The sequence below is a fragment of the uncultured Nostoc sp. genome (assembly GCF_937863485.1).
In the GTDB taxonomy this organism is placed as follows: domain Bacteria; phylum Cyanobacteriota; class Cyanobacteriia; order Cyanobacteriales; family Nostocaceae; genus Nostoc.
The window spans coordinates 1-20677 of the sequence record NZ_CALMFY010000137.1 but is presented as its reverse complement, the minus strand read 5'-3'; the positions used below and the strand labels follow the sequence as shown (position 1 = coordinate 20677).

18 protein-coding genes are annotated in these 20677 nt (G+C 40.8%); 12 read left to right on the top strand and 6 right to left on the bottom strand.

The features are described from left to right. Together Q0541_RS18420 and Q0541_RS18415 are read left to right on the top strand one after the other, a co-directional pair. Window positions 1-295: CBS domain-containing protein (locus Q0541_RS18420; RefSeq protein ID WP_298913178.1), on the top strand; the 295-nt coding region annotated here is incomplete at its 5' end. Between the two features lie 229 nt (window positions 296-524). Then, entirely contained in the window at window positions 525-848 is a 324-nt protein-coding gene (locus Q0541_RS18415) for a hypothetical protein (protein ID WP_298913175.1), read from the top strand. Here Q0541_RS18415 and nagA read toward each other — a convergent pair. Next, the gene (nagA, locus tag Q0541_RS18410) at window positions 845-2026 is read right to left on the bottom strand and encodes an N-acetylglucosamine-6-phosphate deacetylase (RefSeq protein ID WP_298913184.1); all 1182 of its coding nucleotides are present in this window, start codon (window positions 2024-2026) and stop codon (window positions 845-847) included. The two genes, Q0541_RS18415 and nagA, sit on opposite strands and share 4 nt — an antisense overlap. 99 nt (window positions 2027-2125) lie before the next feature. Between nagA and purE the strand changes: the two genes are divergently transcribed. The 3 genes from purE (at window position 2126) to Q0541_RS18395 (ending at window position 3972) form a co-directional block, all read left to right on the top strand. Continuing rightward, window positions 2126-2644 carry a 5-(carboxyamino)imidazole ribonucleotide mutase gene (gene purE / locus Q0541_RS18405; RefSeq protein ID WP_298913172.1) on the top strand — a complete coding sequence of 173 codons (519 nt, stop codon included), beginning with the start codon at window positions 2126-2128 and terminating at the stop codon, window positions 2642-2644. Between the two features lie 95 nt (window positions 2645-2739). After that, window positions 2740-3039, top strand: coding sequence for a putative quinol monooxygenase (locus Q0541_RS18400; RefSeq protein WP_298913169.1), 300 nt, complete (start codon window positions 2740-2742; stop codon window positions 3037-3039). A 141-nt stretch (window positions 3040-3180) separates the two neighbouring features. Beyond that, window positions 3181-3972: a class II glutamine amidotransferase gene (locus Q0541_RS18395; protein WP_298913166.1), complete on the top strand. Its 792-nt coding sequence runs from the start codon at window positions 3181-3183 to the stop codon at window positions 3970-3972. Between the two features lie 157 nt (window positions 3973-4129). On the opposite strand, the gene Q0541_RS18390 is transcribed toward Q0541_RS18395, so the two are convergent. Beyond that, on the bottom strand, window positions 4130-5470 hold the full coding sequence (locus Q0541_RS18390; protein WP_298913163.1) for an OFA family MFS transporter: 1341 nt from the start codon (window positions 5468-5470) through the stop codon (window positions 4130-4132). 810 nt (window positions 5471-6280) lie between these two features. Here Q0541_RS18390 and Q0541_RS18385 point away from each other — a divergent pair. The 4 genes from Q0541_RS18385 to Q0541_RS18370 all read left to right on the top strand — a co-directional run bounded on the left by Q0541_RS18385 (window position 6281) and on the right by Q0541_RS18370 (window position 9691). Next, window positions 6281-7453 carry a sulfate ABC transporter substrate-binding protein gene (locus tag Q0541_RS18385; protein WP_298913160.1) on the top strand — a complete coding sequence of 391 codons (1173 nt, stop codon included), beginning with the start codon at window positions 6281-6283 and terminating at the stop codon, window positions 7451-7453. Between the two features lie 93 nt (window positions 7454-7546). Further along, complete coding sequence (cysT, locus tag Q0541_RS18380) at window positions 7547-8407, top strand: sulfate ABC transporter permease subunit CysT (RefSeq protein ID WP_298913157.1); 861 nt, start codon at window positions 7547-7549, stop codon at window positions 8405-8407. Continuing rightward, complete coding sequence (cysW, locus tag Q0541_RS18375) at window positions 8394-9272, top strand: sulfate ABC transporter permease subunit CysW (protein ID WP_298913154.1); 879 nt, start codon at window positions 8394-8396, stop codon at window positions 9270-9272. The genes cysT and cysW overlap by 14 nt, the downstream gene beginning before the upstream one ends. 152 nt (window positions 9273-9424) lie before the next feature. Beyond that, the gene (locus Q0541_RS18370; protein ID WP_298913151.1) at window positions 9425-9691 is read left to right on the top strand and encodes an NIL domain-containing protein; all 267 of its coding nucleotides are present in this window, start codon (window positions 9425-9427) and stop codon (window positions 9689-9691) included. A 193-nt stretch (window positions 9692-9884) separates the two neighbouring features. Here Q0541_RS18370 and Q0541_RS18365 read toward each other — a convergent pair whose 3' ends face one another. Both Q0541_RS18365 and Q0541_RS18360 read right to left on the bottom strand, forming a co-directional pair. Continuing rightward, a complete protein-coding gene (locus Q0541_RS18365) occupies window positions 9885-10619 on the bottom strand; it encodes a type I restriction enzyme HsdR N-terminal domain-containing protein (protein ID WP_298913148.1) in 735 nt (244 codons plus the stop codon). Window positions 10620-10717: 98 nt separating this feature from the next. After that, complete coding sequence (locus tag Q0541_RS18360) at window positions 10718-12733, bottom strand: hypothetical protein (protein WP_298913145.1); 2016 nt, start codon at window positions 12731-12733, stop codon at window positions 10718-10720. A 956-nt stretch (window positions 12734-13689) separates the two neighbouring features. On the opposite strand from Q0541_RS18360, the gene Q0541_RS18355 reads away from it, so the two are divergent. Continuing rightward, a complete protein-coding gene (locus Q0541_RS18355; protein ID WP_298913142.1) occupies window positions 13690-16356 on the top strand; it encodes a TonB-dependent siderophore receptor in 2667 nt (888 codons plus the stop codon). Window positions 16357-16441: 85 nt separating this feature from the next. Beyond that, window positions 16442-17650, top strand: coding sequence for a TonB-dependent receptor plug domain-containing protein (locus tag Q0541_RS18350; protein ID WP_298913138.1), 1209 nt, complete (start codon window positions 16442-16444; stop codon window positions 17648-17650). Window positions 17651-18019: 369 nt separating this feature from the next. Here the strand turns inward: Q0541_RS18350 and Q0541_RS18345 are convergent, their stop codons facing one another. Further along, a complete protein-coding gene (locus Q0541_RS18345; protein ID WP_298913135.1) occupies window positions 18020-18217 on the bottom strand; it encodes a hypothetical protein in 198 nt (65 codons plus the stop codon). A gap of 811 nt (window positions 18218-19028) precedes the next feature. Between Q0541_RS18345 and Q0541_RS18340 the strand changes: the two genes are divergently transcribed. Next, a complete protein-coding gene (locus tag Q0541_RS18340; protein ID WP_298913132.1) occupies window positions 19029-19673 on the top strand; it encodes an NIL domain-containing protein in 645 nt (214 codons plus the stop codon). Window positions 19674-20036: 363 nt separating this feature from the next. On the opposite strand, the gene Q0541_RS18335 is transcribed toward Q0541_RS18340, so the two are convergent. Next, the gene (locus tag Q0541_RS18335; protein ID WP_298913181.1) at window positions 20037-20627 is read right to left on the bottom strand and encodes a Crp/Fnr family transcriptional regulator; all 591 of its coding nucleotides are present in this window, start codon (window positions 20625-20627) and stop codon (window positions 20037-20039) included. Window positions 20628-20677: the final 50 nt, after the last annotated feature.

The following is a 20677-nucleotide window of genomic DNA, read 5'->3' as shown; positions in this document are numbered from 1 at the left end:
TACCTTAATGGATTATTGTCGGTTTGAGGTACTTCAAAAACTGAGATGCTCCCATTTACGAACCATCCCAACAGCACTGTGGTCAGAAACTCAAGTCAAAGAAGTCATGCGACCAATTACCGAATCTACTACAGTCCAATCCGATCAACCTCTGCTGGAAGCCATGCAGTTACTCGAACAACAAAAGCTATCTGTGCTTCCCGTAATTCGTGAGAATGGTGTCCTAGTTGGAATCTTAGAAAAAGCTGCAATTATCCAACTACTTCAAAGCCGAACTCAACCTAGCCCTGCATAGTTTATTCACACTCTCCCACCACAGCCTAGCTTGGTGGGAGATTCTTGTTTCACAGAAACAGGAGTAACAAACGCAAAAGCCAGTGGCTTAAAGGATTTTAAATAAGATTACTCCGTTAATAAACGATAATGCGATCTCTAAAATTCAATAATTTAAATCAAGTATCATTTTCTTATATTGTGAGTCAACGCTTGATCTCTCAGTCACACCAGATATAGGAGCATGATATATGAATTCGACAAATCCCCCTGAAAACGTGATTAATTATTTGCAGACTATTTTAGATGCCACTGCTGCGGGAAATTACGAACTTTTTCTCACGGTAGGTGATTTAGAGTACAGAAGAGATATTACTAAAGAAATATTTGACCAAGTTAGCTCCCCGCTAATTCCACGCATGTCTGAGGGTTATACAACTACTTATTTCGGTGATCTCAAACAAGGAGAAACTCAGACCTATTTGTGGAAGCTGAGTTTTGCTGATGATGGACATGAATTTATAGTACGTGTGGGGATGAAGGGAGACAAAGTTAATCTGATATGGATTACTTAAAATATACTCATATCTGCGGTGATAGCACGTTGCCAAGTTAATTCTTTTGTAGTCTCATCCCAATGCCAGCGTAATAAATTAGCGGGTTGACTCTTGGCAATTCCTGGTAAACCAATCGCTTGTCTAGGTGCATTAGTAGCTAAAGCGATCGCACTTTCTACCTCACAAATTCCCCACTTCATCAAATTCTGCACTCCCACCAATAAGGGTAAAGTCGTCCCCGACAAAGTGCCATCCGCCAGTTGTGCTGTACCGTTTTTAACTTCAATTTGCCGACTATCCCAAGGATACACGCCATCGGCTAGCCCTAAAGGTGCAAGGGCATCGCTGACAAGAAATAGCCCTTTTTCTTCGTAGCTAGCGCGAAGTAAAATTTGCAGCATCATGGGTGAAACGTGTTTACCATCAGCAATAAAACTACACATTACATCAGGATGGGTAATTGCTGCCCCTAATAATCCTGGTTCGCGGTGATGTAATGCTGGCATGGTGTTGAAAGCATGAGTTACCATCGTTGCACCCTCCTCAAAAGCACGTTGCGCTTGGGCAGCTGTTGCTTGAGAATGCCCTAAACTGACAGTAATCCCCAGAGAACGCAAATATGGAATGACTTTACCAGTGGGATCTAACTCCGGTGCTAAGGTGATCACTTTCACAAGATGAGCATAATTACCCAAAACCCGCTTTACCTCGTCAATTGTTAAGGGTAACAGGTACTCTGCTGGGTGTGCGCCACGCTTTTGGAAATTCAAAAATGGGCCTTCTAGATGTACTCCCAGAATCTTGGCACCTGCTTGTTGACTAGGGAGAACCTCAGCAATAATAGCAAGCGATCGCTGAATGTTTTCTACCGAAGTAGTCACAAGTGTCGGTAAAAATCCATCTACCCCGACATCCCACAAAAATTGTGAGATTTTCACCAACAAGTGAGCATTTTCAGCTGTCAATTCGGGAAATGCCAAACCCAACGCACCGTTTATTTGCAAATCGACGCCGCCTAGAGAAATCCAGTCACCTGCTACATCTAGTAGGGGCGCACCGCTGTGTACTCCTACTGTACCCATTGGCAAGATTTGCTCAATTATGCCCTCTTGATTAACCAAGAGCATCTGCAAATCTTTGTACCCTGGTACTCTAGCATTGATAATATCTACAGGATTTTGTGTTGCTTGGATCATCACACTGGTGAAAAGAGAGCTAAATCTCATCCGATTTTAGATGAAACAATCGGCGATTAATCCAAAATCCAAAATCCAAAATCCAAAATCTAAAATTCTATGACTCCCCTAGTCGGTATTATCATGGGCAGCGATTCTGATCTGCCCACTATGAAAGACGCGATCGCAGTTTGTGAAGAATTTGGCGTTGAGAGCGAAGTGGCGATCGTTTCTGCTCATCGTACCCCAGAACGGATGGTGCAATATGCTCAACTTGCACACCAACGCGGTATTAAGGTGATTATTGCTGGTGCGGGTGGTGCGGCTCATCTGCCTGGAATGGTAGCATCTTTAACTCCACTTCCTGTGATCGGTGTTCCTGTACCCACGCGTAACTTACAAGGTGTTGATTCTTTATATTCTATTTTACAGATGCCTGCTGGTATTCCTGTGGCAACAGTAGCGATCGGTAATGCCAAAAATGCCGGACTTTTAGCAGTACAAATCCTCGCAACTGGGCAACCAGAATTGCTAGAAAGAGTTCAGCAATATCGCCGAACCCTATCTGAATCAGTAATTGCAAAGCAAGAAAAACTAGAACAACTAGGCTATGAACAATATTTACAGCAGATGTTTTAATAAATGTTAACAGCATAGGAGGGGAGCAGGGGAGCAGCAAGTTTTTTCCCTCGCCCCTCCATCCTCTCTACCCCATGACAAATAACAAATGACAAATGACTAACCAAACTATTGGCGTAATTGCCCGTTTTATTGCTTTGCCTAACAAAGTAGAAGAACTAAAAGCTGTACTGTTGGAACTCATTGAGCCAACCCGTCAGGAAGCAGGTGCGATCAAGTATGAACTTTTGCAAAACCAGTCCGACCCAACAGACTTTACTTTTGTAGAGGAGTGGACTTCTGATCAAGCCCTGAATACTCATCTAAATTCACCCCATCTCCAAGCGGGATTAGCCAAACTCGAAGGTTTAGTGACTGCTGCACCAGATGTCCGCCGATACCATCTTTTGGCATAGTCACATATTGCTTTATTGTAGGGGAGCATTTGGAATATCTCATTAAATTCCAAGATTGAAGCGATCGCTCCAGAATCAATGCAGCATTCTGAAGTATCTTGATCCTGAGGCCTTAGTTAAAAATTGAGAGCTACAACATCCATGTGCCAATTGCTCGGAATGAACTGCAATGTTCCAACGGATATTTGCTTTTCTTTTGAAGGGTTTTCTGCACGGGGAGGAAAAACGGATGATCATCGCGATGGTTGGGGCATTGCTTTCTTTGAAGGAAAGGGATGTCGGATGTTTTTAGATGCCCAACCTTCTGTTGTTTCTCCAATAGCGGAGTTAGTGCGGAGTTATCCCATCCACTCAACCCATGTCATAGCCCATATCCGCAAAGCCACTCAGGGTGAAGTTGCCCTACACAACTGCCATCCTTTCCGCAGAGAATTGTGGGGTCAGTATTGGGTGTTTGCCCACAACGGTAATTTGCCAGATTTTGATCCGGAAAATTTCGGCTTTTATCAAGCTGTAGGTGACACTGATAGTGAAAAAGCATTCTGTATGATGCTAGAAACATTGCGATCGCACTTTCCTGAGGGTAAGCCTGACATCAAGGAACTGTACCCTGTACTGAAAGAAATTAGTGATCAAATAGCAGAAGTAGGTATATTTAATTATTTATTATCAGATGGAGAACACTTATTTGCTTATTGCTCAACCAAACTCAGTTACATTGTCCGCCAAGCGCCCTTTGCAGCTGCCCATTTAATTGACCAAGACATGACTGTAGATTTTCGAGAGGTGACTACTGAACGCGATCGCGTCGCTGTCATTGCTACCACACCCCTGACTGACAACGAAGTTTGGACACAAATCCAACCGGGAGAATTACTAGTTTTTCAGGACGGATTACCTCTGAAATATGCATTTAGTTCCGAACAAGTGTAGGTTATGTAAAGTGAGAATATTACTCAACAAATGCTTTGATAGCCTTGGCTAAAATATCTGATATTTTTGATGAATTTTACAATTAACCAGATATTTTATCCCATTTAGAAATCATCTAAATGGGTTTTCTTTTTTATGCTTTCTATGATCACGTCTCTTATCCAATACTATATTTTCTATGGACTTCACGGACAAGTAGATTTGCAATAAAGCCAATAAGTAATACCCCTACCATGATGTACATTGTTAATGTATAAGCTTCAGCTTTCGGTATACCGTGATTAATCTGTGACTCGCGAATGTAGTTTACAAGAACTGGGCCGAGAACACCTGCTACAGACCATGCCGTAAGCAACCGTCCATGAATAGCGCCAACCTGTACCGTCCCAAATAAATCACGTAAATAAGCAGGAATCGTTGCGAATCCACCGCCATACATGGTCAAAATGATGCAAAAACCTATGTAAAAAAGGAAAATATTGCCTATTTTGCCAGTTGTTGGAATTAAAGCATACAAAATCATCCCAAGACCAAAGAAAATCATATAGGTTCTTTTCCTACCGATGTAGTCTGATAGAAATGACCAGAAAAACCGACCGACCAAATTAAATAAGCTCAACAATACGACAAATCCAGCGCCGACTGAAGCTGAAACCTTGAACATTTCTTGAATCATCGGTGATGCTTGACTAAGAACACCAATCCCTGCGGTCACGTTGGTACACAATACAACCCATAACAACCAGAATTGTTGTGTTTTAATCGCGTTATCAGCATTAACATTTGCAGTTGTTACCAATTTTTTCGGCTGAACAGATGGTGTATAGCCTGCGGGTTGCCAGCCAGTTGGTGCAACGCGTACAAGAAAAACACCACACATCATTAGGCAAAAGTAAATTGCACCCATCACCACAAATGTTTGCCATACACCGACGGAAGTCGATGATTTGAAATGATTCATCAGTGCTACCGCCAACGGCGAACCAATGATCGCTCCGCCACCGAATCCCATAATTGCCATCCCTGTTGCCATCCCTGGACGGTCAGGAAACCACTTAATTAGCGTGGAAACCGGAGAGATATAGCCAATACCTAAGCCAATCCCGCCCAATACGCCGTAACCAAGATAAACCAGCACAATTTGATGTAAATATACTCCAAAAGCGGAAATGAAAAATCCGCCGCTAAAGCAGAGTGCTGCCACAAACATCGCTTTGCGGGGCCCTTCTTTTTCAACCCATTTGCCAAAAAAAGCCGCAGAAATCCCTAGAAAGGCGATCGCACTAGAAAATATCCAGCCGAGAGTTGGCAGGTTCCAATCTGTCGGCGCTGATTGGCTGATGCCGATCAGTTTCGTCATTGGCAGATTGAACACGCTAAAGCCATACACTTGTCCTATACACAGATGGATTGCTAATGCTGCCGGAGGAATCAACCAGCGATTAAATCCAGGCTGTGCAATGGTTTGTTCTTTGTCTAAAACAGAAGTTGGGATCATATTGCAAAATTTTTCCTCTATCTTGGAAAAGTAACTTTGATAATATGCATTCGCGTTTTCTTAACTAAGGAACAAAAAAGAACTCGCTTGACCGTGCCAATTTTAGATTTTAGATTTTAGATTTTAGATTAAAAATTATTTCGGTTCATGCCCCGCCCCGGACAACTCTTGGAGACGCTAACGCATAGCTTGCTTCCCCGTAGGGGTACGTCCCGCAACGCTTTCGTGGGCGGAACAATTCCATTATCCAAAATTTAAAATCATCTCGCCCCAAGCCAAAAGGTGGTCGGGGTCAATCCCTTCGGGTGACGCTCGTTGCGCGGCATCGTCTTCCCTTCTCACGAATGGGAGAAGACCGCGCTGCTTCACCAAAATCCAAAATTTAAAATCCAAAATCGATTGACAGAAAGACAATTATGTGAAGCTGTAACTTCTTGTTTTACATACTTTTATGACTGCAAGATTTCTTGTTTACCTAACAATCAAAAGAATAAGCCTAAATCAGCTATTGAGGCATCGTCATCAGCAAAAACTACATTTCCAACTTTGGAAATAGCAGTGAGTCTCAAAAATTAGCTATTCACTAGCAATTTGCTTGATACATTAAGTAGCCAATTGTGATGATAACTTAAATAGTAGAAAGTATAAACATTTATAATTCCTCACAAAACTGGTAAAATCACCATATTCTTGATAAAGAATGTGATGTTTCTTGCTGTTTGCAACTAAATAGATGGAATCATCTAGTATGATAAAGATTATACAACTGTATTACCATCAGTTATCCGTAGATTTAGTGGAGGAAATAGAATGAGTTTGTGGCAACGCCCACTGAAAAGATTACAAGCGATGTCTTACGACAAGCTGCTTCGCATCTACACTGAACATAGAACATATCGGTTCAGACTAAATTCGCTCAAAGGCTTTGTATCGCTCTTTTTAGTAGGTACTGTATTGAGTATGGCGCTTGCCGCCTGCTCTGGTGGAACTGGAAGTAATTCTTCCTCTGAAACCCCTACTGCTAGTCCTGTTGCTGCAAGCAAGGATAATGTTGAACTAACCCTCGTTTCTTTTGCAGTTACCAAAGCAGCTCATGAAGCGATCATTCCTAAGTTTGTAGAACAGTGGAAGAAAGATCATAACCAAACTGTCACCTTCAAACAAAGCTATGGCGGATCTGGTTCCCAAACTCGCGCCGTCATCGATGGTTTGGAAGCAGATGTTGTTCACTTGGCACTAGCTGGAGACACCACAAAGATTGAGAAGGCTGGATTGATTCAGCCAGGATGGGAGAAAGAAGTTCCCAACAATGGTATTGTCTCCAAATCTGTTGCAGCATTAGTCACTCGTTCCGGCAATCCTAAAGGCATTAAGAACTGGGAAGATTTAGCCAAAGACGGTGTGAAATTGATTACTGCTAACCCCAAAACTTCTGGCGGTGCTAAGTGGAATTTCTTAGCACTATGGGATTCTGTAATTAAAACAGGTGGCGATGAGGCTAAAGCTACTGAATTTGTGACTAAAGTTTACAAAAATGTGCCAATCTTGCCTAAAGATTCGCGGGAAGCTACTGATACATTTGCCAAGCAAGGGCAGGGAGATGTCTTAATCAACTACGAAAACGAAGTTATTTTGGCACAGCAAAAGGGCGAGAAGGTTGATTATGTCGTTCCCGATGTGAATATATCCATTGACAATCCCATTGCTGTGGTAGATAAAAATGTCGATAAGCACGGAACCCGCGAAGTTGCTGAAGGTTTTGTGAAATACCTCTATAGCCCAGAAGCACAGCAAGAGTTTGTTAAATTGGGATTCCGTCCTGTGGATGAGACTTTAGCTCAAAACAAGGAAGTCACAGACAAATTTCCCAAGCTGAAAACTCTGGGTACAGTAGCAGATTTAGGCGGTTGGAGCGCGATCGATAAGAAGTTCTTCGCAGATGGGGGCGTGTTTGATAAGATTCAAGCCCAAGTTAAACGGTAATTAGTCATTAGTCAATGGTCGGTGGTCAGTAGAAAAAACAACTGATCACTGGCAAAAAACTTTTTTTGAAATTAAAATTTTGAATTTTTGACTATGACGACTGTATCTCCTTCTGTGGAAGTTGAACGCAAAACGCCATTCTGGAAGAGATTGGGGCGGGTTCCGTGGACTTGGCGAATCACCATCGCATACCTGACGGTGATGTTGTTTATCCCTATAGCTGCCATGTTCCTGAAAGCGAGTACGGAACCTCCGGCGAGATTTTGGGCGATCGCAACCAGTGAGATCGCCTTAGCAACATATAATGTCACTTTTGTTACGGCAATATTTGCTGCCTTACTAAATGGTATTTTTGGGACTCTGATTGCTTGGGTTCTGGTTCGCTACGACTTTCCCTTAAAACGCTTGATTGACGCCACAGTGGATTTACCCTTTGCCCTGCCAACATCGGTAGCAGGGCTAACCCTGGCAACAGTTTACAGCAATAATGGCTGGATAGGTTCACTATTAGCACCACTGGGAATTAAGGTGGCTTTTACCCGCACGGGAGTAGCGGTGGCAATGATATTTATCTCACTACCTTTTATCGTCAGAACTGTGCAACCAGTGCTTCAGGAAATGGAACATGAAATAGAAGAAGCCGCCTGGTGTCTGGGTGCTTCTCAATGGCAGACCTTCTGGAAGGTAATTTTGCCACCTTTATTTCCGACAATTTTGACTGGTGTTGCTTTGGGTTTCTCCCGTGCAGTTGGGGAATATGGGTCAACTGTGATTATCTCTTCCAATACGCCATTCCAAGATTTGATTGCACCTGTGCTAATTTTCCAGCGGTTAGAGCAGTACGACTATTCTGGTGCAACAGTAATTGGCATAGTTTTACTATCAATTTCGTTGGTATTGCTATTGGCAATTAATTTCTTACAAGCATGGGCAAGGCGATATGACAGTAGATAAGCCAAGTTTTCACTCATCTTCTGCGTCTGATACAGAAATAGCCAAACCTAAAGAGCAGAAGAGTTGGGTACCAATAGTTTTAATTGGGATAGCGATCGCTTATTTAGCTCTGGTTCAATATATCCCTGCAATCAACGTTTTTATCCAAGCCTTCAGCAAAGGATTTGGGCCGTTTCTGTCCAACCTGACGCGGCCAGCTTTTCTCCATGCAGCTTGGCTAACACTGTTGCTGGCTTTGATTGCTCTGCCTATAAATACAGTGTTTGGGCTATGTGCAGCTTGGGCGATCGCTCGTCATAAATTTCCTGGACGCGCCGTAGTTTTGAGCATTATTGACCTGCCCTTTTCGATTTCGCCTGTAGTCGCAGGATTAATGATTGTGTTACTTTACGGGCGCAATGGCTGGTTTGGCCCTTGGCTCCAGGCTCATGATATCAAGATTATCTTTGCATTTCCAGGTATGGTACTGGCTACAGCCTTCGTGAGTATGCCCTTTGTGGCGCGGGAAGTGATTCCTGTTTTAGAGGAATTTGGTAAGGATCAAGAAGAAGCTGCTAGAACTCTAGGTGCAAAAGATTGGCAGATATTTTGGCGCGTCACCTTGCCTAGTATCCGCTGGGGCTTACTCTACGGTTTAATTTTGACCAATGCCAGAGCAATGGGTGAATTCGGGGCGGTTTCGGTGGTATCTGGCAACATTGCTGACCAAACCCAAAGCTTACCATTGTTTGTAGAAGATGCTTACAAACAGTACGAAACCGAAGCTGCTTTCTCTGCGGCTGTACTGTTAGCGTTGTTAGCAGTCGTAACCTTAGTGCTGAAGGAGTTTTTAGAACGGAAAACCCGCATTAAAGATGTTGAATAGAAAAATCAAGCGGTTATAACAGTTATCCTTTAAATAGGATACAAGCAAATCAGGGGACATGGTACGATTTACCTAGTACCGATCAGGAAATTACCATTAAAGTTAAGGGTAGTTCTGTACCAATCCCGATCAGGGATTGAAATAATTCAAATATGGCTAGTGACAATACACTTACCAATAAACGGATTCGACTAAGAATTCCTAAGGATTATCACCAGGAACCTGTCATTTCTCGCCTGGTGTCTGACTATGGACTGACTGTGAATATCACCGCAGCAATTTTGGGAGCCAATGCTGTCGGTGATGGTTGGTTTGACCTTGAACTACAAGGAACAGATGCACAAATTCAGAGTGGGTTAACCTATCTCCACGACTTAAAGTTGCAAGTCTGGGATGACACTCAAGCGAGTGATTGGTAAGGGTTATAGCAACATATAGTAGGGGCGTACAGCTAGCTGTACGCCCTCATTAGTGTTAACTTAAACCCTCTTGTTTTTTCTGATTTTTCACGGTATCTGGAAACCTCACTTCTATTTCTCTCTCCTAAAAGGAGAGAGACTTTAAATTTTCCCCCTTCCCGCGTCGGGAAGGGGGTTAGGGGGTTAGGTTTTTTTAATAAGCGATAGAAATTAGTTTTTCAAAATCTTGGTAATCAAAATTTTGTTGTTTTTGGGAATATTTACCACATAGATCATAGTAAACTTTATTTTTTTGTATATTGAAGAAATATCCTTCTATTTCGGATTGCTGTTGTTTTAGTTTAAAAACTACTTTGTTAGTTGTATATTTACCATATTTGCTAATCAAAGAGACAAAACTATCAAAATTTCCGTTTTGAGCTTTTTCAAACTCTAATAAATCATCATTGTTATTATTAATTTGTGAAATTAATGCCTTTATGTCTGCAAGGCTTTTGAGATGATTAATTTCAAACTGCTCATTTTTTCTAGTAAAAACGATAATTTCATGATAATTATATAATATGCCAATATCACAACAAGCTTTTTTTAAATACCTTTGAATCTGCTCATAGTGATATTTTAAATTCACGTCTTCTCGTTTTACTTCCACAATTATCAGAGGAGATTGATAAGGCTTAAATTTCTCATGTTTTTGCTTTTTGTATATTTCTACATCATGATGATTAGCCTCAACTTCGATACTGATAATATCTGGAAATAACCCACTTTCTTTAAGAAGAAAATGAATAAAGATTTGTCTAACCAATTCCTCTGGTCTTCCATTAATTGGAATTTGTATTTCCCTAATCAAACATTTTGTATATTCTTGATAATCTTTTGAATATTTGATGAGTTTTGTGGTTATTTCTTGTTGTAAATCAATCATATATCTTCTGATAGCAACTAATGGTGGATAAAATAGTTTTAGGGACACAATTATATTGCGTCCTAAACTGTGTATTAAATGTGCAATTGAGAAATTGTCTATTTTTGCCCAAAAAAGCCTAGTATTTTAGTAACTAATTTTTCCCAATGTTCTTCAGTTTTGCTTTTTAAGAATGTATTTAAGTTTGTCTCTTTTTCCAGTTCTCGCTTAAATATCAGACATACATTATCTGTAAAAGTTTCTCCCCTCCTCCTGTCCCTACCTTTCTCAGCAATTAGAGCATTCCAAAACTCAGAATCTTTGCTTAGAGGTAATAGTTTATTTTTAACTTCTTCTTGTACTTCTCTGCCTACTTCGTATATAAACTCGTCATATAAACCGTAAAATTCTTTGACTATTTCAGGGATAAATGTTTTTAAAGATTCATTTGCAGATATAAGCTCATTAAGGATATTTTCTAATTCCTGTTTTACATCTTTGGTAAATTTCTTCAACATTTTATCTTCATCTATTCCCTCAGCAACAACCTTTGCATCGTAATATATATCTATATCTCTTGACTCATAGGAACCAAAATTTCTATGAATAGCGTGTTTCGTGTTCCATGCTGGATAAACCGTGCGATAGTATTTATTAACATATTCATCAATAAAGTTTTCATAAACAAAACCAGGTACTCTTTTATTTAAATGCTGTAAATCCTTTATCTTCTTAATGGCATTTTCAATTGCCTTGATTTCTGATTCCGTTAAAGCACCACCATTTTTGATTTTTGCCGAGCTTTCTTTGATAGCCTTGATTTCATCTAATAAAATATTTTGCCTACGTTTGACTACACCCGCTATAGCTTCGATAAATTCATTTTTATCTGCCTGTACATCCTCTTCATCGTAGATTTCATTTAGCTTAACTATATCATCACGGTAGTATCTCAAAGAATCATAAAACAAGATATTTTTTGGGAAAAAATCTAAATTCAACTTTTTGAATGTAGCTTGAATTTCGTCTTGTCTTATTTTAATTCCTAAGTCTCTATCTTCATCAGAGCCATGCATTCTTTCAGGCTCATTTTTGCGAGGTAATACCAAAGTCACAAATCTATGATGAAATTCTTTTGATTTAGATGTAAGATGATAACCTATTAATTTACTAATATTAGCTTCAGGAGCATTATTAAAGGGAGTTACAAAGAGACAGATGGTATCCTGACTGTCAATATATTTCTGTAAGTCCTTACGAATTGGGTTCTCATCAAGTCCTTTGGTATCAACAACTGAATCGAACTGAGATAAGTTGGAACCAGATAAAATATCATCGCTCAAATAAATATATATTTTCCTTGGAATAGCGAATTCCTTTAACTGAACATTATTGATGGCAGCAAAGGTATTTTTTATCCATTCTTGCTCATTATTATGATTGTCAAACTCAATTTTAGTAGTAGTTCTAACTTCAAGATTTGCATTATTTAATGCAGTTTTTTTCAGTAATTCTACTCCTGATTTATCAAGTAATTCCTTCGCTTTATCAGTCCTTAAAATGTTCTTTTTATCACCATCATAGACTGTTTGAGAAGTAATTTTAAGTTCTGTAACATTTCTAATAGCTCTCTCAATCTCTTCAGAAATCATTATTTTTTCCTCTGATTGGGGATTGTCTTTATTGGCAATAGAATCACAGAATTCAAAAATAATATTTTCCATCTCATCAACTGTATAAGGCTCTATCTCTATGTAAGTTTTTTCAAATGCTTTAATAATTACTTCACATATAGTAGTTTTGCCCGAACCCGTTGAGAGTAACTCTCTAGTTTCGATTACATCTTTAGTTCTGCCACCAATAGTCTTGGAAACCTTGAAGTCGCTTATTAAGTTAAAAAGATGGCAAATAGCTGTAGTTTTTCCTTGACCAATAGTACCTATAAAAACAATTTTATATTTATCTATACTAAGAATTTTCTCGATTTCTTCTAATCTTTCTAGCTTTGAATTCAGGTTATTGATGCAAATATACTTAGGTATATTATTCTCTGAAGCACCTGATAGTTTGCTGATTTCATGTCTTAATTTTTGCTTCAATGATGTAATTTCTTCTTGCGGCTGTGTTGTCAACATACTGTTTTCCCTGTTTCGATGCTACTTACTTGATACTTGCAGTATGCCCACTATGAAATAAAATCTACCAAAATTCTTACAACACCATTTAACCTGACTTCGGGAACTCTTTAATCACTTGCTAATGAGTAAAACGATGTCTAAGACGGGCTGTGACATTCGTGACGCTCGTTCGCCCTTTGGGAGATGACTCGCTCTAAGCGAACGCAAGAGCGTCTCTAAAAGTTGCTATGCCGCAGGCTTTATGCTGCGCTATCGCCTTTGGCGTCTCCCCTTCTCCCAGAGAAGCTAGCGCCTGCCGTAGGATGCCCAAAGGACTATAGGGAGAAGACTCGCTAACACTTTGCTATCAACGTCGCCCTCCAGTTTTGATTCCAAGATAATGACGATATCAGGAACGGGTAGATGTAAGAGATTCTCAATTGGTTTGGCGTCAAAGTACTCCATATGAATTGAGCCTAATTTACGTAAATTTACTTATTATTTCTTTGCAGTCTTTGTGAGACTCTTTTTCACATAACAATTAAATGTATTAATTCGATAGAGTTACCGTAGTTTAATAAGAGCCAAAAAGATGAAAATCTCTATAAGGCTGACATTGTATTTGCCGCTCATAAAGCTAAGTCTGGCTATGTTTGGGCAAAGATTGTTTCAAAGTCCCATTAACTTTTATAGATTTAGTGGATTAAAAATAAATATTATTAATATTTTTACACCTTTAAGATAGTTTTCAATTAACTTAAACAAAAATGTAGCTGAAATCACAGTGATAATATCAAAAACCTATTATCTGTCAACTCTCCTTCTAAATAAATTTTGATAACTATTTGCAATTGCTTAGTCATATCCTGTAATCTGGATTCTCAAGTAGCTGATTACATATCTCAGTAGCTAGCAGCTATTTGCTGATTTATTGAGAGTTAATGGCAGCCGGGGAGTAAGTGTAGGGGTGGCAAATGGTGTTCAGGCAAATATTGAAAGTTCTGCTGGTTACAAGCTCTATTTTGTTCTGCGTTCCAATAGGTGCAATTGCTCAAGAAGTCAACAAACAAGCACAAAGTAAATATGTTACATCGGTACTACGCGATTCTAGGTCGATTGGAAAGATTTTAAGACTCAATGAAGTAGAACTTCCCAATACCAGCGCTCAAATGCTAGTACAGTCACCAACAACACCGAATATGCCAACTACTGAAGTTACGCAAGTGACAGGAGTTAAGGCAAATCCCACCAACAAAGGTCTGGAGGTGATTTTACAGACATCAAGAGGGCAACAGTTGCAACTAGTCAATCGCAGTGCTGGTAGCAATTTCATTACTGACATTCCCAATGCTCAACTGCGCCTAGCATCGGGCGAAGCATTCACATTCCGCTCAGAAAAGCCAATAGCGGGTGTTACACAGATAACGGTAACAAATCTTGATGCCAATACTATCCGAGTGACAGTGACAGGTGAGGTGGGTGTACCAACTGTCGAGTTGTTTGATAGTCCAGACGAGGGTGTGATCTTCTCTGTTGCGAGTACTGCACCTTCTGTGCCGTCACAGCAGCAACCCCAAACACCACAACAGCCAACGAACCAGACACAACCAAATCAACCATCAGCTTCGGGTGATCAGCCAATTGAATTGGTGGTAACAGGTGAGCAAGATGGATATCGCGTACCAGATAGCACAACTGCTACAAGAACTGATACTCCTCAACGTGACATTCCCCAGTCAATTCAAGTCATTCCTCAACAAGTCATCAAGGATCAACAAATCATACGGATTAGTGATGCTGTACGTAATGTTAGTGGCGTGACTCAGCAAGGGGGTTATGCTGGGTCTACAGATAATTACAACATTCGCGGATTCACAACTTATGACAACTTGAGAAACGGTTTTGCCGTTCAAGACGACTTTGTGAATCCGACTAATATTGAGCGGATCGAAGTTCTTAAGGGTCCGGCTTCAGTGCTATATGGACAGTTTGAGCCGGGTGGTGTAGTCAATTACATTACTAAACAACCACTCAGTGAGCCTTATTACTCCGCTGAATTTACAGCCGGAAGTTTTAGCACTTATCGTCCCTCCATTGATATTTCTGGGCCCCTGAACTCAGACAAAACGTTGCTGTACCGTTTGAATGCGGCATACGAGAACTTTGGTAGTTTTATCGATTTTAATCATCAGGAAACATTCGCGATCGCACCAGCATTAACCTACAAAATTGATGATGCGACAACATTGACACTGGAGTATGAATACCTCAAATTGGATCGCGTATTTAACGATGGTCTGCCCGCCTATCCAAGCGTTTTTAAAGCTCCGATCAGCCGTTTCCTGGGGGAACCAGACGATCATTTCTCCAAAGAGACAAACTCTGTGTTTCTTAACGTCAATCATCGCTTCAGTAAAAACATTCAGTTCCGCAGTGGCTTTTCCGCTACGGTTAATAATTCTGAGGAATCAGAGTTTCGACCGGATAGCATTGATCCAGATGGTCGTACTGTACGGCGAAGGTTCGCCGCTGGTCCAGGTTATTACCAAAACTACTCTCTGCAAAACGATTTAATCAGTAATTTCAATACTGGTTCCATCCAACATCAACTTCTTGTGGGGTTGGAGTGGAATAAATATATCTATGGCTTCGATTATCTCCGAAGTACTGCTTCACTAACTCCCAGTATTGATTTATTCAATCCTGTGTATGGTGCTTCCCGCCCAGCAGAATTTGATGAGGCAGCAGAACGCGATCGTTATGACCGCAATACCATCGCCGTTTATCTGCAAGATCAAGTGACATTGCTGCCAAATCTGAAGCTATTAGTAGGCGGCAGATATGACTTTATTCACCGTAAAAATCGCGTGCAACTGCTGGATTCTTTGGGTAGAGATCCAATTGATGATGCCACCATCGATCGGTTGTATGATGATGCTTTTTCACCTCGCGTTGGCATTGTTTATCAGCCGATTGAACCGATTTCAATTTACGCCAGCTACAGCCGCTCGTTTAATCCTAGCTCCTCGCAGACGGCAGATAGAACTCAACTGCCACCAGAGCGCGGCACTCAGTATGAAGTAGGACTCAAAGCCGATCTGATTAAAGACAGGTTATCTGCTACCTTTGCTGCCTATGATATCACCAAAGAAAATGTCGCTACAACCGATCCAAACAATCGTGACTTTTCCATTGCGGCTGGAGAAGTGAAAAGTCGCGGTTTAGAATTTGACGTTTCTGGGCAGATTCTACCAGGTTGGAATGTGATTGGGTCTTTATTCCACAACGATGCTTTTGTGAGTAGAGATAATAATCTACCAGTGGGCGACTCGTTGGTCAATGCTGCTGGTATTGGGGGGAGTCTGTGGACAAGCTATGAAATTCAAAACGGTAATTGGAAAGGATTCGGGTTTGGTGGGGGAGTATTTTATACAGGCGACAGAGAAGCTGAACTCCCCAACACATTTAAAATTCCCTCCTATGTGCGTGCTGATGCCACCATTTTTTACAAACGGGATAACTGGAGGGTGGGGCTGAACTTTAAAAATCTTTTTGATACTCAATATTACGATTCTCAGGGCTACTATCTGCGTCCTGGTGCGCCGTTGACTGTTCTAGGGACATTTTCTGTGCAGTTTTGATTCCTGCAATTTCTGAACTGATTAAGTGCTGTTTGAACACATGTATGGTTGGTGTTTTTGTCATCTGAAATAATGTGGAGAGAAAATGAGTAAGCAAGTATGTCTAGTGTTCAGTTACAAACTGGAGTGGTTGTTGACACTTTTCACAGTTTTGGTGGTTCAGCCTGCAAAAGCCCAAGATATTCCCAAATCTGCTCATCGATTGAGCGATCGCCTCGCGAAAACACCACCACAAGCCAAGCCACTTGAAGCAACTAAAAAGATTAGGCAATTAAGTGAGCTAGAACCTGTTGTTACCAGCGCCAAAATGTTATTAGTACAGTCGTCAACACCACCAAACACGCCACAAACAGAAGTTGTGCAAGTGACTTCTGTGAAGGCAAATCCCACCTCTTCGGGTGTGGAAGTGATTTTACAGACTACAAAAGGTGAACAGTTGCAAGTCACAAATCGCAGTGCGGGTAATAATTTTATTGCTGATATTCCCAATGCTCAACTGTGCTTACCCAGTGGTAATGCGTTCATATTCCGCTCAGAAAAGCCAATTGCGGGTGTAACTGAAATCGCAGTTACTAACTTTGATCCCAATACTATCCGAGTGACAGTGACGGGTGAGGGGAGTGTAGCAACTGTCGAATTGTTTGACAGTCCCAGCGAGGGTATAATCTTCTCTGTTGCAACTGCTACATCCCAAGCAGTAACACAACAACCACCGCAAACCCAACCAACTCCCTCTCAACAAAAGCCTGAAAGTCAAACACAGCCACAACCATTAACCAATAATGATCAACCAATTGAGTTGGTAGTAACGGGTGAACAAGACGGATATAGTGTACCAGATAGCACAACTGCGACTAAAACTGATACTCCTCAACGTGACATTCCCCAGTCAATTCAAGTTATTCCCCAAGAAGTCATCAAGGATGAGCAAATCACCCGGATTAGCGATGCTGTATGCAATGCCAGTGGTGTCTCACTACAAGGTAGTTACGGTGTCACCGATGCCTATATCATCCGGGGATTCACAACATATAACAACCTGAGAAATGGTTTTAGAGTTGAAGATAATTATATCAATCCGATCAACGTTGAACGAGTCGAAGTTCTCAAAGGTCCTGCTTCGGTGCTATATGGTCAGTTTGAACCGGGTGGGATCGTCAATTATGTCACCAAACAACCGCTCTCTACTCCCTCTTATACAGGTGAATTGACAGTCGGAAATTATGATTTCTATCATCACTCGTTAGATATTTCTCAACCGCTTACTTCTGATAAAAAATTGTTGTCTTGCTGAATGTTGCTTATGATGAAAATCTGGTAGTTTTCTAGATTTCGTTAACAGTGAAGTTTTCTCAATAGCACCCGTGCTGTCTTATAAAATCAGCGATAATACAAATTTAACTTTGGAATATGAGCATAGTACCTAACGCAAAAACGCTTCCAGATCATGTGCGTTCTGTGCTTTTTGCAGTCGCTCTACGACAATGCTCTGGCTGGATTTCATGATTTCTCCTTTGAGTATGATGTTCTCACCGAAGTGAGAACTCGATCGCTAATAAGGGCTAGCAGTAGGACAAATACAGCAGTTTTAAAGTGAACTGTCACCAATGCGTGATCGTCGCGTAATGACAAGCATTGGATTTGGCTATGTTTGTCAACTGGATTAGTCTATTTTAAAGCGATCAATCTTTTCTTCGCGCACGGGAATATTATGCTCGACCAACAATCGGCGTTGCTTGTCAGTTAAGTCTGCGGGGACATCAATGCACAGCACTAAGTCATCCCTCCATCCTTTAAGTAGAACGCAAAGGTCAAAACCAACTTGACCCTTGCCGTAAAGTGCAATCGGCTGATCTTGCACTTCCCAACCATGACAGTAAGGACAATGCAGCGCGCTAACGCCTCACAACTCTTGCAGCCCTGTGATCGCTGAGGATCAGCATTATTTCAGGAGGTATGAGTGAGTTATGACGGTGACTACAGTTTGTTATTCTTCCCACCTTCAACACAGGATTATATCAAAGGTGTGCTGAGTTCAAGAGTTTTGTTATTAATTGGCAAGCTCAAAAGATAACCTGTCCTGTCGGCAACACCAATGTCAGTAGACCAAAAAGTTCTGCGATGCCTTTGGTATACGTACCTTTAAGATACTGATAATTAAATTACACACCTGACTACTGACTATCACCATTTTTCACACACTAACAATACTCAGGAGGTTTTAGTTATTTTTAACTAGCTGGGATGCCTAAGCCAGGAAGTCACCCTCCTGACTCGGTGTTGACAAACCGTTCTACATTATTGATGTCAGCAAAGCTATTTTTGATCCATGCTTGCTGATTATGACGATATCAGCAAACGGACAGATATAAAAGATTCTCAATGGGTTTGGCGTCAAAGTACTCCAGATAAATTGAGCCTAATTTACGTGAATTTACTTATTGTTTCTTTGCGGTCTTTGTGGAACTATCCTTTACATCACAACTAAATGTATTAAATCGATAGAGTTACCGTAGTTTAATAAAACCCAGAAATATGAAAATCTCTATGAGGCTGACATTCAACCAGGCACAGTTGGGTTGTAGAGACACGGCATCAGCAAGATTCTCTACCGAAACCAAAAATTGCGTAGACGCAGCCCACCGTAGACATGGCTATTGGGAATTAATCTGATGTCTCTCACAAAATCTGTAGAACCCGCTTCAGTCCACAGCCGAATTCTCGTGCCTCAGCGGTATCATAGGCAACCTGTAATTTCTCGACTGGTGTCTCGTTATGGTTTAACCGTCAATATCAAAGCTGCATCCTTGACATCAGATAGTGACAGCGATGGCTGGTTTGATTTGGAACTTTCGGGAAATCCCCAAAAACTGACAAATAGCCTATCTTACTTGCAAGGATTGGGAGTGAATTTGCTGCAACTAGCGATCGCTAACAACATTCAACCCAACCAGCACTCTCTACCTTTCCCAAATCCAGCTAGCAAACTGAGTCCCAAAGACTCTGCATGGCTGACAAATCAATGGCAAGAACAATTCCAGCAATGGATTTCTACAGGTCAAACCAATCGATTCCGCCTGCAACTGTGCGTCTTAAAATCTTATTATCAAGAACCAGTGATTTCCGAGTTAGTTTCTCGTTATGGACTAACAGTCAACATCACCAGTGCTAGACTTCAACCCGATACGCAAGATGACGGCTGGTTTGACTTGGATTTGTGGGGGAGAACAAAGCAACTCTACTCTAGCCTGAGTTATTTGGAAAAACTGGGGCTACCAATTTGGCTGGATTTGTCTAGCGTTTATAGCGATCGCTAACTGAATAATTAAAATTATCGCAATCCTCAGATCCATGACTTGTTAGATAAGTTGAGGATCTCGTTGTTCAGAAACCATTTATAAAGTAAATCAAAAGTTAGGGTGTGTTACGGCTTTAGGGACTGACAAAAAATAAATTATCCAAAATTATTTGTACATTTGTAGAGGCGCAAGGTCTTGCGCCCCTACTACTTCCCTACAGTAATTTTATTTTTACTTTATAAATGACATCTGACGAATGATTCCTGAATTAATTCATGGAAAACAAAAAACTTAGCATCAATATTTTTTGTAACCATCAAATTTATTAGTAGGGTAATTATGAATTATACTGACGGCGATGGCTGGTTTTGCTGAAATAATCTAAATTTCGTAGTACCAAATTTCTTCTTCTCGCACCACAATTCGATGCAGGGAAAGACGATCAATCAAGCCTTCTTGCTCAAACTGCCCAAGAACACGAGTGATGGTCACACGAGTTGAACCGAGCATTTCCGCCAGGTCTTCATGAGTCAGACGCATATCTATTAAACGCCCCTTCTCAACTTCTGAACCAAACTTTTTGGATAACCATGCCAATAGCTTGATGAGCATATTATCCACTTTTTTATGGCTACGAATAACCATTAATTCTTGAGCCTGTTGGATATGAGCAAGTAGAGTTTCTGTTAGTTGAGTCCATTCCTCTAAACGTAAGACCGTCGCTTCCACTTTAGTTAAGCATTCCATCTGATAAGGTTCTAATTTTGACAAAGCCTTACCAACGATATCTCCAGGGCCCCACAATCCCAGAGCGACGGTTGTACCATCTTCCAGATAGGTAAAAGTCCTGACAAAACCCGTTTCAATCTTCCAAAGTCCGTTTTGATGCTCTGGCAGGAATGACCGACGGGCAAAAACTTGCTGAGTATTATTACTGTTAAAGCTAGGAAAGCTTGTGTACAAAGACACCATATATACGACTATTTTCCGATAAATTAACCGTAGTATTATATATTTATATC

Excerpts from the sequence above, each read along its gene's own strand:
- purE (WP_298913172.1), top strand. The coding sequence starts at position 2,126 with ATGACTCCCCTAGTCGGTATTATCATGGGCAGCGATTCTGATCTGCCC.
- Q0541_RS18365 (WP_298913148.1), bottom strand. The coding sequence starts at position 10,619 with ATGATTGATTTACAACAAGAAATAACCACAAAACTCATCAAATATTCA.
- Q0541_RS18355 (WP_298913142.1), top strand. The coding sequence starts at position 13,690 with ATGGTGTTCAGGCAAATATTGAAAGTTCTGCTGGTTACAAGCTCTATT.
- cysW (WP_298913154.1), top strand. The coding sequence starts at position 8,394 with ATGACAGTAGATAAGCCAAGTTTTCACTCATCTTCTGCGTCTGATACA.
- Q0541_RS18370 (WP_298913151.1), top strand. The coding sequence starts at position 9,425 with ATGGCTAGTGACAATACACTTACCAATAAACGGATTCGACTAAGAATT.
- Q0541_RS18340 (WP_298913132.1), top strand. The coding sequence starts at position 19,029 with ATGTCTCTCACAAAATCTGTAGAACCCGCTTCAGTCCACAGCCGAATT.
- Q0541_RS18385 (WP_298913160.1), top strand. The coding sequence starts at position 6,281 with ATGAGTTTGTGGCAACGCCCACTGAAAAGATTACAAGCGATGTCTTAC.
- Q0541_RS18350 (WP_298913138.1), top strand. The coding sequence starts at position 16,442 with ATGAGTAAGCAAGTATGTCTAGTGTTCAGTTACAAACTGGAGTGGTTG.
- Q0541_RS18390 (WP_298913163.1), bottom strand. The coding sequence starts at position 5,470 with ATGATCCCAACTTCTGTTTTAGACAAAGAACAAACCATTGCACAGCCT.
- nagA (WP_298913184.1), bottom strand. The coding sequence starts at position 2,026 with ATGATCCAAGCAACACAAAATCCTGTAGATATTATCAATGCTAGAGTA.
- Q0541_RS18415 (WP_298913175.1), top strand. The coding sequence starts at position 525 with ATGAATTCGACAAATCCCCCTGAAAACGTGATTAATTATTTGCAGACT.
- Q0541_RS18360 (WP_298913145.1), bottom strand. The coding sequence starts at position 12,733 with ATGTTGACAACACAGCCGCAAGAAGAAATTACATCATTGAAGCAAAAA.
- cysT (WP_298913157.1), top strand. The coding sequence starts at position 7,547 with ATGACGACTGTATCTCCTTCTGTGGAAGTTGAACGCAAAACGCCATTC.
- Q0541_RS18400 (WP_298913169.1), top strand. The coding sequence starts at position 2,740 with ATGACTAACCAAACTATTGGCGTAATTGCCCGTTTTATTGCTTTGCCT.
- Q0541_RS18395 (WP_298913166.1), top strand. The coding sequence starts at position 3,181 with ATGTGCCAATTGCTCGGAATGAACTGCAATGTTCCAACGGATATTTGC.
- Q0541_RS18335 (WP_298913181.1), bottom strand. The coding sequence starts at position 20,627 with ATGGTGTCTTTGTACACAAGCTTTCCTAGCTTTAACAGTAATAATACT.